10 protein-coding genes and 2 pseudogenes are annotated in these 13,423 nt (G+C 35.6%); 10 read left to right on the top strand and 2 right to left on the bottom strand.

Annotated elements, in window-relative coordinates:
* Nucleotides 1–126 precede the first annotated feature (126 nt).
* Nucleotides 127–264, top strand: coding sequence for a hypothetical protein (locus AC0L8O_RS15940; RefSeq protein ID WP_226529624.1), 138 nt, complete (start codon nt 127–129; stop codon nt 262–264).
* Between the two features lie 226 nt (nt 265–490).
* On the opposite strand, the gene AC0L8O_RS15935 is transcribed toward AC0L8O_RS15940, so the two are convergent.
* Nucleotides 491–1,726 (bottom strand): helix-turn-helix domain-containing protein, encoded by a 1,236-nt coding sequence (locus AC0L8O_RS15935; RefSeq protein ID WP_473443666.1) that lies wholly within the window; start codon nt 1,724–1,726, stop codon nt 491–493.
* 171 nt (nt 1,727–1,897) lie between these two features.
* On the opposite strand from AC0L8O_RS15935, the gene AC0L8O_RS15930 reads away from it, so the two are divergent.
* The 3 genes and pseudogenes from AC0L8O_RS15930 (at nt 1,898) to AC0L8O_RS15920 (ending at nt 5,671) form a co-directional block, all read left to right on the top strand.
* Nucleotides 1,898–4,198, top strand: a complete 2,301-nt coding sequence (locus tag AC0L8O_RS15930; RefSeq protein ID WP_473443664.1) for a glycoside hydrolase family 3 C-terminal domain-containing protein — start codon at nt 1,898–1,900, stop codon at nt 4,196–4,198.
* 293 nt (nt 4,199–4,491) lie between these two features.
* Nucleotides 4,492–5,123: pseudogene (locus AC0L8O_RS15925) on the top strand (chromate transporter).
* 11 nt (nt 5,124–5,134) lie between these two features.
* Entirely contained in the window at nt 5,135–5,671 is a 537-nt protein-coding gene (locus AC0L8O_RS15920) for a chromate transporter (protein WP_473443662.1), read from the top strand.
* 97 nt (nt 5,672–5,768) lie between these two features.
* On the opposite strand, the gene AC0L8O_RS15915 is transcribed toward AC0L8O_RS15920, so the two are convergent.
* Complete coding sequence (locus AC0L8O_RS15915; protein WP_473443660.1) at nt 5,769–6,659, bottom strand: LysR family transcriptional regulator; 891 nt, start codon at nt 6,657–6,659, stop codon at nt 5,769–5,771.
* Nucleotides 6,660–6,898: 239 nt separating this feature from the next.
* On the opposite strand from AC0L8O_RS15915, the gene AC0L8O_RS15910 reads away from it, so the two are divergent.
* The 6 genes and pseudogenes from AC0L8O_RS15910 (at nt 6,899) to AC0L8O_RS15885 (ending at nt 13,405) form a co-directional block, all read left to right on the top strand.
* A complete protein-coding gene (locus tag AC0L8O_RS15910) occupies nt 6,899–7,528 on the top strand; it encodes a chromate transporter (protein ID WP_473443658.1) in 630 nt (209 codons plus the stop codon).
* A 1-nt stretch (nt 7,529) separates the two neighbouring features.
* Nucleotides 7,530–8,069: a chromate transporter gene (locus tag AC0L8O_RS15905; RefSeq protein WP_473443656.1), complete on the top strand. Its 540-nt coding sequence runs from the start codon at nt 7,530–7,532 to the stop codon at nt 8,067–8,069.
* A gap of 364 nt (nt 8,070–8,433) precedes the next feature.
* A complete protein-coding gene (locus AC0L8O_RS15900) occupies nt 8,434–9,267 on the top strand; it encodes an FxLYD domain-containing protein (protein ID WP_473443654.1) in 834 nt (277 codons plus the stop codon).
* Nucleotides 9,268–9,450: 183 nt separating this feature from the next.
* Entirely contained in the window at nt 9,451–11,094 is a 1,644-nt protein-coding gene (locus AC0L8O_RS15895; protein WP_473443652.1) for a spore germination protein, read from the top strand.
* Nucleotides 11,081–12,199 carry a GerAB/ArcD/ProY family transporter gene (locus tag AC0L8O_RS15890; RefSeq protein WP_473443650.1) on the top strand — a complete coding sequence of 373 codons (1,119 nt, stop codon included), beginning with the start codon at nt 11,081–11,083 and terminating at the stop codon, nt 12,197–12,199. The genes AC0L8O_RS15895 and AC0L8O_RS15890 overlap by 14 nt, the downstream gene beginning before the upstream one ends.
* Nucleotides 12,177–13,405: pseudogene (locus AC0L8O_RS15885) on the top strand (Ger(x)C family spore germination protein). Before AC0L8O_RS15890 ends, AC0L8O_RS15885 begins: the two are co-directional and overlap by 23 nt.
* The last annotated feature ends 18 nt before the right edge of the window (nt 13,406–13,423 follow it).

Raw genomic sequence — 13,423 nt, 5'->3', positions numbered from 1 at the left:
GTGGGGCTGGTACTAGGAACGGTTTTCGAGAAGGTTATAAATTTTTCTATGTTCCGTATATTTTTTGAAATTTAGATTATCTTTATCTATAAAAGAATAATAGAGTTAAATAAGGAGGGATACATAATGTGTAGAGAAAACAAATTAACATTCTCGGACTTTGTTATTAAAGATCGGTTTGAATTAAACTCTTATCTTTCATATTTATTCCATCAAGTTAAAAATAATGCGGATCAGACTAAAGATAAAAAGGTAAAACACTAAATCAATAAAGTAAATTGAAGGGATAAATAGTTATGATTATGAAAATAGTAAGGCGACCTTGTTATTCGTTTTGGATGAATAAGGTCGCCTATTGTTTGTTATAAAACCTTTGTTTTATACTTATATACTCCTGTTCATTTATGCTTTAAACATCGGCATTTACCGGACGTTCGGAAAGCATTCTCTCCCAAGTTTATTTTTGTGGTTCCCACTTTTTTGTAGACAATCAAACAGACTCAGTATTATTCTGTTTATACTTCTTCGGTGTCACACCAACATATTTCTTAAACACCTTAGTAAAATAACTTTGATCATGAAAGTTTAATATAGTTGAAATTTTCAATAACGAATAGTCAGTAAATATTATCAATGATTTGGCCTCATCAACTTTTGTTCGGTGGATATATTCAGCGATAGAAATACCTACTTCTTTTTTAAAAAGAGCTGATAAATAATTAGGATGCATCTCTATAAGGTTAGCCAAGGTTGTTAAGGTCAAATCTTCGTAAAGATGTGTGTAGATATAATTTAAGCACATATTAATAGGTTTAGAGTACCTTTGTTGTTTATGTTTTCTTACTCGATCAGCAAAATCACTTAAGGCTTGTTCCATAAACAGATCCACTGATTTCACATTTGTTAATTCCTCAAGATTTTGAATATATAAGTCGCTAAGTGTATAGGCAATTTCATGATGAAGACCGCCCTCCATAGCAGCTCGTGTTGCCAGTGTAATAGCGGAAATTGCTAAGTTTTTACTGCTGCGTAACTGACTTTTCTTCGATAATACGCCCAACTCTCCTTTGTCAGGGCTTAGTTTGAATACTTTTAAAAATTCATCCTTTCTACCCTCTTTAATGTATTGAAATAGCCTTTTTTCATAGATGAAATCATGATGAAATGACACATTTTCGCGTTTCTGTGAAATGGTTGTAAAAGGATCCTCAATTTGTACAATGTGTTCACCCGCTTCAATATTTTTTAACATGATATTGGCGGGATCCAGTGTTTTTTGATAGAGCATATAATACATCTGCATACTGATGTTGATAAACTTTAAATTGGATGTTCGGGGCAGTAATTCATAATAATGGACGATTTTTTCAACAAGTTCTTTTTGAACAAGCATGTCATTTACCAAAGCTGCCAGTCTTTCATTTGAAAGCTCAGAAGGAAGAGCGGGACCGACAATAATCATCCCTTTATATTGATTAAGATTACGCACTTGAATGATAAAATAATGTTCATAATATTCCGATTTGACCAATAGTGGGAATGGGTAGTGCTCGTGATTTAATTGGAATTGTTTCAGAAGATCTTGTGTTGATGTGTGAAAAGGATTTTTAATAGTTTGAGAAGCAAACTCAAACTCTAAATGATTATGTTCATTTAGAAAAATAACCGGAATATGAAAAGATTCATATATCAATTTGCAAATGTAATTTACATCCTGAAGCTTCATAAGCTGACCCCTCATTTTTAATATCTAAAATCATATCATAAAGATGAATAAATGTTAAAAAAAAGATAAAAAAACTAATATATTACCAAAATTGATATGAGTGATTGTATATAATAGTCATATAGTTTATTAGTAAGCGTTTTCTACCTTGATACTTATGGAGGGATTATATTGACAAAAGATATTAAAGCACTTATTTCACAAATGACATTAGAAGAAAAAGCTGGTCTATGTTCTGGAAAAGACTTTTGGAATTTAAAAGGGATTGAAAGACTAGGCATACCATCTATCATGGTCACAGACGGTCCACACGGTTTACGTAAACAAAAAATGGGTGCTGACCACTTAGGGTTATTTGATAGTGTACCTGCTACTTGTTTTCCATCTGCAGCAGGAATGGCGAGCTCATGGGATCGCCATTTGATTCAAAAAGTTGGAATAGCTTTAGGTGAAGAATGTCAGGCAGAGGATGTTGCAGTTCTTCTTGGACCAGGTGCTAATATTAAACGTTCTCCTTTATGTGGACGTAACTTTGAGTACTTTTCAGAAGATCCGTATCTTTCATCTGAAATGGCAGCTAATCATATTAAAGGTGTGCAAAGCCAAGGTGTTGGAACGTCCTTAAAACACTTTGCAGCGAATAACCAGGAGCACCGCAGAATGTCGACAGATGCAATAGTTGATGAAAGAACGTTTCGTGAAATCTATCTGGCTAGTTTTGAAGGAGCAGTAAAACAATCACAACCATGGACCGTTATGTGTTCTTACAATAAAGTAAATGGAGAATTTGCTTCTGAAAACAACTATCTATTAAACGATATCTTAAAAGAAGAGTGGGGATTTGAAGGCTTTGTTGTTTCTGACTGGGGAGCAGTTAATGAACGTGACGTAGCTCTAGCAAATGGTCTTGAACTTGAAATGCCGGCTTCAAAAGGAATCGGAGAGAATAAAGTGATCGAAGCGGTTCAAAATGGTACATTATCGGTAGAAAAACTGGATGCAGCTGTAGAACGTATTTTGCGCATTATTTTTAAAGCTGTTGAAGAAAAGAAAGAAAATGCAACATATGATTCAGAAGCACACCATCAACTTGCAAGAGAAACAGCGAGAGAAAGTATGGTGCTGTTAAAGAATGAAAACAACATCCTCCCACTTAAAAAAGAAGGCAGTTTTGCTGTAATTGGTGAATTTGCCAAAGCTCCAAGATACCAAGGTGGCGGAAGCTCTCATATTATACCAACAAAGCTTGAAAATATTGTGGAGGAAATCGAAAAGTCTGCTGGCTCAGAAGCGAACGTAACGTATGCTCAAGGATACTATCGTGACCAAGATACAATTGATGAAGCATTAATTGAAGAAGCAAAAGAAGTAGCTTCACAAGCAGATACGGTTATTTTGTTTGCCGGTTTACCGGATCGATATGAATCTGAAGGGTATGATCGTGTACACCTGCACATCCCTGAAAACCAAAAGCGTCTAATAGAAGCGGTTGCTGAAGTGAACCCAAATATCGTTGTTGTTCTAAGTAATGGTGCACCAATTGAAATGCCTTGGTTAGACAAAGTAAAAGGATTGCTTGAGGGGTATCTTGGAGGTCAAGCTCTTGGCGGAGCGATTGCAGACATTTTATTCGGTGATGCAAATCCGAGCGGAAAACTTGCAGAGACATTCCCTAAACAATTAAGTGACAATCCTTCTTACTTGTTCTTCCCAGGTGAAGGAGACAAAGTAGAGTACCGTGAAGGAACTTTCGTCGGCTATCGCTATTACGATACAAAACATGTGGAACCATTATTCCCATTTGGCTATGGTTTAAGCTATACATCGTTTGAATACAGCAATCTGCGTGTAAGTGCCAATAAAATCAATGATTCAGAAACACTAAGTGTGACTGTTGATGTAAAAAATACAGGAGCTGTTACAGGAAAAGAAGTTGTTCAGCTTTATGTTAAAGACGTGGAAAGCAGTGTAAGCAGACCTCAGAAGGAATTAAAAGGTTTTGAAAAAGTTGAACTTCAACCGGGTGAAGTTAAAGAAATTACCTTTACTTTAGATAAACGTTCATTCGCATACTATAATACAGAAATAAAAGATTGGCATGTAGAAAGTGGAGAATTCGAATTATTAGTAGGGAAAAGCTCAAAAGAAGTTGTTCTAACAGAAAAAGTGACAGTTGAATCGACGACAGACATTCCGTTGCTGGTTCATCGTAATACAACAGTTGGTGACTTACTTGCTAATCCTAAAGTAGCTCCACTAGCTAAAGAACTATTAGGAAAAGCACAGGAAGGAAGCCCATTCGCTGCAGCATCTGAGGACGAAGGTGAATTCTCAGAGATGATGGAAGCAATGATGAAGTATATGCCATTACGAGCTTTATCTAATTTTAGCGATGGAAACTTAACGGAAGAAAAACTGCAAGAAATGATTCAACAATTAAATGATGTACAAAAAAATACAGTTGTGAACTAATTTAAGATGGATTGGCTCAAGTCGTATGAGTCAATCCATATTTGCTTTCCGGGAGGTTGAACAATCTGGCATATTACCAATGTAAAAGCTTCATCTTTTATAAAAGTTGGAGCTTTTTTGTTATCAATAACCAACTTCTCGGGTGTGTTTAATTACGTATAACCTTCTGTTATAACCTATGCATTTGTTGCAATTTACCATCGTCATCCTTCGTGATATCGTAATAGTAGATCATTTGAAATGAAGAAAGTGAATAATTCACTTTGTTAAATAATGAGGAAGGAGGGATATTTATGAAGGGAGAATGGGAAAAAGTTTTTCAACTATTTTGGTCTTTTTTCAAAATAGGACCTATAACATTTGGTGGCGGTTATGCAATGATTCCTTTAATAGAAAAAGAAGTTGTTCATAAAAAGCATTGGGTCAAAAGTGAGGACTTAACAGATGTTTTTGCTATTGCAGGGACAATACCGGGAGCAATAGCAGTAAACGCTGCTACCTTTATCGGGCACCGAATTGCCGGCATAAGGGGGCAGTTGCTGCAACAATAGGAACTCTACTTCCAACCTTTATGATCGTGCTTGTGCTTTGTGGAGTACTTTCAACCTTTCAGAATAATCCATATGTCGAATCAGCATTTTTTGGTATTCGAGCTGCGACTGTCGCTTTAATTGTATATGCCGGGATAAAAATAGCGAGGACATCACTATTGGATAAGACCACATTTACTTTGGCAGTTACTATGATAGTGGCAATGTTGATGTTTCACTGGCATCCAATTTTCGTTATCTTTTTAGGAGCATTTTTAGGGATTCTCATTGTCAGGATTAAAGAAAAATTAGGTATACTAGTAAAGTTTGAAAAAAATGAAGAGGAAGAGAGTGGGAATAACGAAGAATCGTTAAAGCAACAGGTAGGAATGTAGGAGGTAGTAGTATGCTGTTACAATTATTTATTCTGTTTTTTATGATTGGGACTGTATCATTTGGTGGCGGATATGCAATGCTTCCCGTGATAGAAAGAGAGGTTACGGGTAAGGGATGGATCACGACAACTGATTTTACAGAAGCAGTTGCCTTGGCAGGTATGACCCCGGGATCAATTGCTTCTAATAGTGCAACGATCGTAGGGTATAAAGTTGCCGGAATACCAGGCGCCATTATCTCATCTATTGCCATGAGTTTGCCATCTTTAATTCTCATGTTAGTCATTGCTTTATTTTTCTATAAATTACATTCGAATAAACTTGTGAAATCTGCTTTTTATGGTTTGCGCCCAATAGTGACGAGTCTAATCATGTATGCTGCGATTAAGTTAGCTCTTTCAAATGGTGTGATCTCTACCTCAATTTCATGGGATATGATAAGTCTCTTATTCATTTTCGGTATCTCTTTAATTTCTCTATTATATTTCCGAGTTCACCCGGTGATCGTGATTTTGTTTGCTGGTGTTATTGGTACGTTTATTCATTAAGTTTAAAAGGGATCAAGATTCTTAAATAAAGAAAGCTCAATTCCTTTTTTCTGAGGAATTAAGCTTAACTGTTTCGTTAAAATTAAACATGATCTTTCTAGTGGTGCTTGTCCTGAATAAACTGAACAAACTTTGTAACCCCTTCTCTATTGAATCTTTGCGGCTTTTTAACTAGCCATAATCTGCGATTAATATGTACACCTTCAATCTTCATTTCTTGCAAAACACCTTGCTCCAATTCCCTTGTAACGGTTAATCTTGGTAAAATACTTATTCCCAAACCTGCCTCAACAGCACTCTTAATTGCCTGTGTACTTCCGATTTCCATGTAACTTTCAATTTTATTTAAAATCCCGTGTTCGTTTAGTGCGTTTTCAACAATAAGTCGAGTGCCTGAAAGTGACTCACGCCAAATCATTCGTTCGTGGGCTAATTCCTCTATACTAATTTCTGATCTTTCCTTCCAAGGATGGTCTGTTGGGAAAACGAGAATTAATTCATCATCAGCAAATTTCTCTACTATAAAGCTTTTATCCTCTACAATTCCTTCTACTAATGCAATATCAATAACATCATTCGATAAGTCTTCTAATACACTTGGCGTATTTCTTATTGTTAACGATACTTTTATATCAGGTGTTTGTTTTTTAAAACGACCAAGCAAGCTTGGCAATAAATACTCACCAATTGTTAACGATGCCCCAACTCTAAGGCTTGAATTGTATTCTCCTGTTGCCTGTAGAATCACTTCCTTCGAACGATTAAAATCGTCTACTATCGCTTTGGCAAAGGGATAAAGCATTTTTCCGGTTGTGGTAACAGTTAATTTGCCTTCAGTCCGATCAAATAGTAAGGTGCCATAGAAGTTCTCCAATTGGCGAATTTGTCTTGTAACAGCAGGTTGTGAAACATAGCTTAGTCTGGCTGCTTGACTAATACTACCTTCATCAACGACTAAACAAAACATCTTAAGGTTTTCTATGTTCAAGAAAACTCCCTCCTAGTCCCAATTAGAAAATAATTGTTAATTCTATCATACCTCAGGTGGTGAATTAAGAAAATTAACTTAACTATAACAATCCGTTATATGCTATGCATTTGTTGCAATATGCCTGCTCGTAAAAGCATGATATCGTAGAGATAAGAACAAAACATATAAATATTTTGATGAATATTCCAATAATAATTCTTGAAAAAATAGTAATAGAAACTTGGAAGGAGAAAAGTATGAAGGATGAAACAAAAAAATTATTTCAGCTCTTTTGGACGTTCTTGAAAATTGGTCCAGTCACCTTTGGCGGTGGTTATGCCATGATCCCACTTATCGAAAGAGAAGTTGTAGATAAGAAGAAATGGGTCAGTCATGAAGATGTTGGAGATGTCTTTGCCATTGCGGAATCGATTCCGGGTGCAATCGCGATAAATTCCTCAACATTTATCGGGTATCGAATAGGCGGGATAAAAGGAGCGATTGCCGCATTACTTGGCGTTTTTTTACCAACCTTTCTAATCGTTGTCATGCTAAGCATTTTATTTTTGCAAGTTCAGAATAACCCAAAAATTGAAGCGGCATTCCAGGCGATTCGCGCTTCCATTGTTGCTTTAATCGTATATGCAGGTTATATGATCGGTAAAACAGCAATCATAGATAAAACTACTTTTGTTATATCATTTGGTTCCATGGCTGTTCTGTTTTTCCTTCATTTACATCCAGTTTTAATTATTTTCTCAGGTATTATTCTCGGTATTGTTCTTGTTAACATAAAACGGAAGTTAGGTTATTCAGTTGATGGGAAAAAAGAAAAAAGCTCACCGAAAACACAGCAACTAGAATGGTTTATGGGGGATGGAATTTAAGATGATACTGTTAGAACTATTCTGGACATTTCTATTAATTGGATTTGTTTCGTTTGGTGGAGGATATGCCATGATCCCTGTCATCGAGCTGGAGGTAATAAATAAGGGCTGGATGACGACTCAACAGTTTACGGATGTTATTGCAATTGCAGGGATGTCACCAGGACCAATCGCAACAAACAGTGCTATTTTTGTAGGGTACCAGGTTCAAGGAATCACAGGTGCTATTGCAGCAGGGTTAGGCATGGTTATTCCATCACTACTACTTGTAAATATTATTGCAACATTCTTCTATAAAATTAGTAAAAATAAGCATGTTGAATCCGCTTTTTATGGCTTACGTCCAATTATTACAGGATTAATTGGCTATGCAGCTATTAAATTTGCTATAAGCAATAACTTAGTTGGATCATTCTCTTGGCACTCAATTAGTTTATTGCTTATTTTTGCCTTATCACTTTTCTCATTAATAAAGCTTCGTATACACCCTGCCTTAGTTATTATTATGTCAGGAGTTGTAGGAGCTGCAATATATTCTTAAAAGGAAGTTTAATCTTAGAATTAGACTTCTTTTTATTTGGCTATTTTATTAAAGGTTATATTCGGAAATATGTTAGTAGTGAATCCGTTTTAAACCATCATAGCGAAATGGAACGAACTAATTCTCATGTTTTCCTTTATTAAAAAATAACAACATATACAAAAAAACAGTCTTTCCTTTTAAAAAATTAAAACGCCAAGAATCATTCTTTTGTATAGGTCTGAATACACATATTTTGTTAAATAAAAATGCGCCGAAAGAGCTTTAACAACATAATTCATGATATTTGACTTATGCACGGCAGGTAAACCTTTAGCTAAAATAATTCTAGAGTGCTAGTGTAGTGAAAGGGAGGATCACTTACTTGAAAAATATAGACTACATAAGAGAAGAAATTAGAGAATTTTCCAAAGCAAATGAATTTCTTTCATATCGTGAAGTAGATGAATTACAAAATGTTTTATATGAAGACGAAACGATACTGAATATTACAACAGGAGGCATTGAACGTTACAAAGGTTTATTTTTGTTAACGGATGATCGTGCTTTATTTATTTATCATAATGAAATTCATCAACCAAAAGTGTTAGAAGTACCTTATGAGAAATTAGAATATATTCATATGAAACAAGTGAATTATTACGTTTCAATGGAATTGTTTTTTGTTGGAACAAAAATTGAAATTTCTGATTTACCACCGGATGATGCAGACTCCTTTAAACAAGATTTAACATTTCAGATTGATTTTTATGACAAATTGAAGAAAAATGGGGTCCCTCAAAAAAAGAAGTTCGGGCTTCTGCGTTTACTCTTATTTATTGGGATTGCCGTGCTTACAGGTTATTTTGTCGGCCCACAATTTCATGTTATAGAGGTGTATGATGAAGTACTGACAGATGCATTGCCTATAGAGGAAGCAGAAGAATCATATCAGTTGGAATTCACTGAGATGGAGATTAACAAGGATAAGTATGAAACAACAGTACGTGGTATTATTAAAAATTTATCAGATAAGGAATATCGATATATTAGCATAGATATACAGTTTTATGATAAAAAGGGTTCGATTGTAGATAGTCAAATTCAATCGATTTACGATTTAAAACCAGGAAAGTCGTGGAATTTAGATAGTTATACGATAAGTGAGTATGCTGATACCTTTGAGGTTGTTGGTGTGTATGCTGAGGTGGCAGAGTAAAGATATGAACATTTTTTTCAGAAGTATTCGTCTGTAACTGAGGCGAATGCTTTTTTAGTACATAGGGTTGGTGTTTAGCTAATGCTTCATTAAGAATAGTCTTGTCCTCAATCATACAAGGAATATTTTCACATAAAATGGAGAAATTATCATCATGAATCTTTGTAAATAGGGGCGAACCAAATGAAGTCACGGTTTCAATTATCAAGGAAAAAATGGGAAAACACTAAATACATTCACCAACTGCCCCATAACCAGCTTGAAGCCCAGAAAGATGAAGTAATTGATAAAAGCTTACAAGTAAATAGTAATTGGTTTAAACAAATTCTTGGGGATAATGATGACTTTGTCACCCGAAAGTTTATGATTTTTGGTTCATATCCTGCTGCTTTATTTTATCTATCGGATTTTGCAGATCAGCAATCACTGAATCAAGATATATTAAAGCCATTAATGTCTGTACCAACACATCTATTAGGGAAAAATATTGATAGAGATACACTCCAGGACATCTTAATGAACGAAGTGCTTTATCATAGCAAAGTTGTAATAAATAATAAAAAAGTGGAGCTTGTACAAAGTATTCTTCAAGGCGAAACAATCATCATAATTGATGGGGTACAAAAAGCTTTTCAAATTGGGACAAGGAAAGTAGAAAAACGTGCGATTAATCAACCGGAAACGGAACAAGTTATATTGGGTCCGCGGGAAGGATTTATTGAGACACTGAGCACCAATATCTCTTTACTCAGGTATCGCCTACAAACACCGGACTTTATTGTAAAAACACTTAATGTAGGTGAGATGACAAAGTCCAAGGTTGCTATATGCTTCGTAAGAGGTCTTGCGGGTGAAGAATTGATAAAGGAAGTAGAATATCGTTTGTCGAAAATTGACATTGATGGAATTTTGGATGTTGGTTATATTGAGCAGTTTATCGAGGATAATCATATGTCACCATTTCCACAGGTTCAATCCACAGAAAGACCTGATAAAACAGTTGGAGGGATTTTAGAAGGTCGTGTCGCAATCATGGTAGATGGATCCCCGTTTGCCCTGCTTGTACCAGTTGTATTTAACCAGTTTTATCAAACAGCTGAAGATTACTCTTCCCGTTATTTAATGGGAAGTTTTGTTCGTATCGCCAGAATTCTGGCATTAGTGTTTTCACTAATCTTTCCATCTATATATGTTTCGTTCATTTCATTCAATCCAGAGTTACTTCCAACAGAATTCGCAGTAGCAGTTGCAGGGGGACGTGCTGGTGTACCTTTTCCGGCTGTAATAGAGGTGTTGTTAATAGAAGTGGCGATGGAAGTTTTACGTGAAGCAACCGTCCGGCTTCCAAAACAGGTTGGGGGAGCTTTATCAATTGTAGGAGTACTGGTTATTGGACAGGCAGCGGTTGAGGCCGGGATTGCCAGCCCGATTACGGTTGTTGTGATTGCTATGACGACAATTGGATCATTTGCTACTCCGGCATATAGTGCGGCCTTTGCATTAAGAATGCTCCGCTTTCCAATCGTTATTTTGGCTGGGGTATTTGGCTTATATGGAGTTGTTGTTGGAGTTATCCTGATTTTTAATCATATGCTTTCACTTAAATCATTTGGTGTTCCGTATATGAGCCCTGTTTCACCTTTTAATATAGAAGGCATGAAAGATGTCGTGATTCGAGGGCCTTTATGGTGGATGCCAAAGCGTCCGGGATTTTTACACACTAAAAATGATATACGAGTAAGGAAAAGTTCTAAGCAAAATAGTACTACTGACTCTGAAAACGTCGGTAATCATCGCCGGAAGGGGGATGAAGATGGAACATCCTAGAGAAATTACAACTGCTACAGCTTCAGGTGTTTTGATAAGTACGATAATTGGAGTTGGAGTATTGCCACTACCATTATTTGCAGTACAAGCTAACAATACAGGGGCTCCTTTAGTTACTGTTATTGCCGTCATTTTGGCCTTTATTGGATTAAGTGTTATTACAATTCTCGGTATGAGATACCCAAACCATACCATTATTGGATACAGTCAAAAAATCATTGGGAAGTGGCTTGGTCTGTTTTTAGGAATTTTATTTGTCTTGTTTTTTTCAATATTAACAGGTCTGGCATCTCGTGAATTCGGATCTGTTGTTATTTCAGCAGTTTTAAAAGAAACCCCTTTAGAAGTTACAGTGTTTGTAATGCTAGTATTGGCTGCTTTTACAACTAGACATGATATGACCACTTTTGCCTATATTCAATTATTTTACTTACCCTTTATCCTTGCACCTGCACTGCTAATTGTGGTTTTATCGCTAAAGAATGGGAATATCCTTTATTTACAGCCAGTTTGGGGAAATGAGCCGGATATTCGTTTGATTATTTCAGGAGTTTTTATTATTTCAGCATTATTTCAAGGTTCATTTGTTATGACAATCATCATTCCTTCAATGAAAAAAGCAAGAAAAGCAATGAAGGCAAGTATTTGGGCAATCATCATTTCAGGTGGTTTATATACCTTGATTGTGATTGCCACAGTGAGTGTATTTGGTACAGAGGAGACGAGGAAGTTAATATGGCCTACACTTGAACTTGCAAGAACAACGTCATTACCGGGGAATATTTTGCAAAGACTTGATATTATATTTTTAGCCATTTGGGTTGTCTCCGTCTTTACTACGTTATTAACAAGCTATAAATTAACAATTCATATGTTGAGTCAATTATTAGGATTAAGTGATCATAAGATGATGTCTTTCTTTATCTTGCCGTTTTTCTTTTTACTTGCAATGATTCCTCAGAATGTTTTGCAGATGTATGAAATTATCAGAGTGGTCGGACAAATTGGATTAATTTTAACTATCGGAATACCGGTTTTATTGTTACTCATAGATTCTGTAAAAAGAAAACGGAGAGCAAACAATGAACACATTTCTAAAGTTTAGATTTACAATAATCAAAGTTATAGTTCTTTTTATATCCGTTGTGTTTCTTTCCGGCTGTTGGGACAGTTTGGACATTGAGAAACGTGCCGTTATACTAGGGATTGCTATTGATAAGACAACTGAGGAGCATGGCAAAGAAGAAGAAAATGTCTCACATCTTTCAAATTCATTTCCTCGTCCAGATAATGAAATGATAAAAATAACTGCACAAATTGCTGTTCCTGGTAAAATCCCTCTTGGACCTGAAAGTGGAGGGGGAAATTCAGATCCTGTTTGGATCCTCGAAGTTGTTGGGCATACGATGGATGATGCATTAGCAAATTTGGAACAGGAAATATCAGATGACATTTTCCTTGGCCATTTAAGAATTATCATCATTAGTGAGGAATTGGCACGAGATGGAGTGGAACGAATTAATGATTTTTTCGGCGGAATTCAGAAATTAGAAGAACTGCATGGATTGCTATATCAAAAGGAGAAGCTAGTCAATTTATGAAGATAACCCCAACCTTTGAAAGGGTACCTGGTTTATATTTATCTTCAATGTTTGAAAATGCAGTAGATCTAGGCAGATTTCCATCTGATTTTATTGGTGAGTTTTGGACGATCCTCTCAAGTAAAGGACAGGATTCATTTTTGCCTTATATTAGTTTAAAAAAAGAAGAAAATGTTCAAATCAAAGGACTTGCATATTTTAGCGGTGATAAAATGGTAGGAATCAGTGATCCGCTTGAAATTGGTTTCTTTATGGCAGTATTAGGAAATGGAAAAGGTGGGTATGGAGTTTTTGTCCAGATCCCTGACACAGAAGACTATGTGATGGTGAGGATTTCCAGCAGAGTTGTTAAAATAGATACCAAAATAAAAGATGATCAACCTGAAATTACAGTCAATATAAATTATGAAGCAGAGATTGACGAAAAAGATGCACCTGAGCATGTAGAAATAGACAATTCAAAAATAATAAAGGAAATTGAAGAAGATACATCAAAAAATACTGTTGAATCAATTCAAACATTCATAAAACACACACAAGAGCAGGAATCAGACATTTTTGGGTTTGGTGAACATATTAGAGCAAAACATCCTCGCTTTTGGGATACAAAAGTGAAAACACCTGAAAAATGGCATTCGTTTTATAGGGAATTAAATGTAACGGTAAACTGCACAACAAAAATCCGACGCATCGGGATGAAAGCAAAATAATATCTTCCATTAAATGAG

This window comes from Metabacillus sp. KJ11-3, from assembly GCF_055808295.1.
This window is presented reverse-complemented; position numbering and strand designations above follow the sequence as displayed.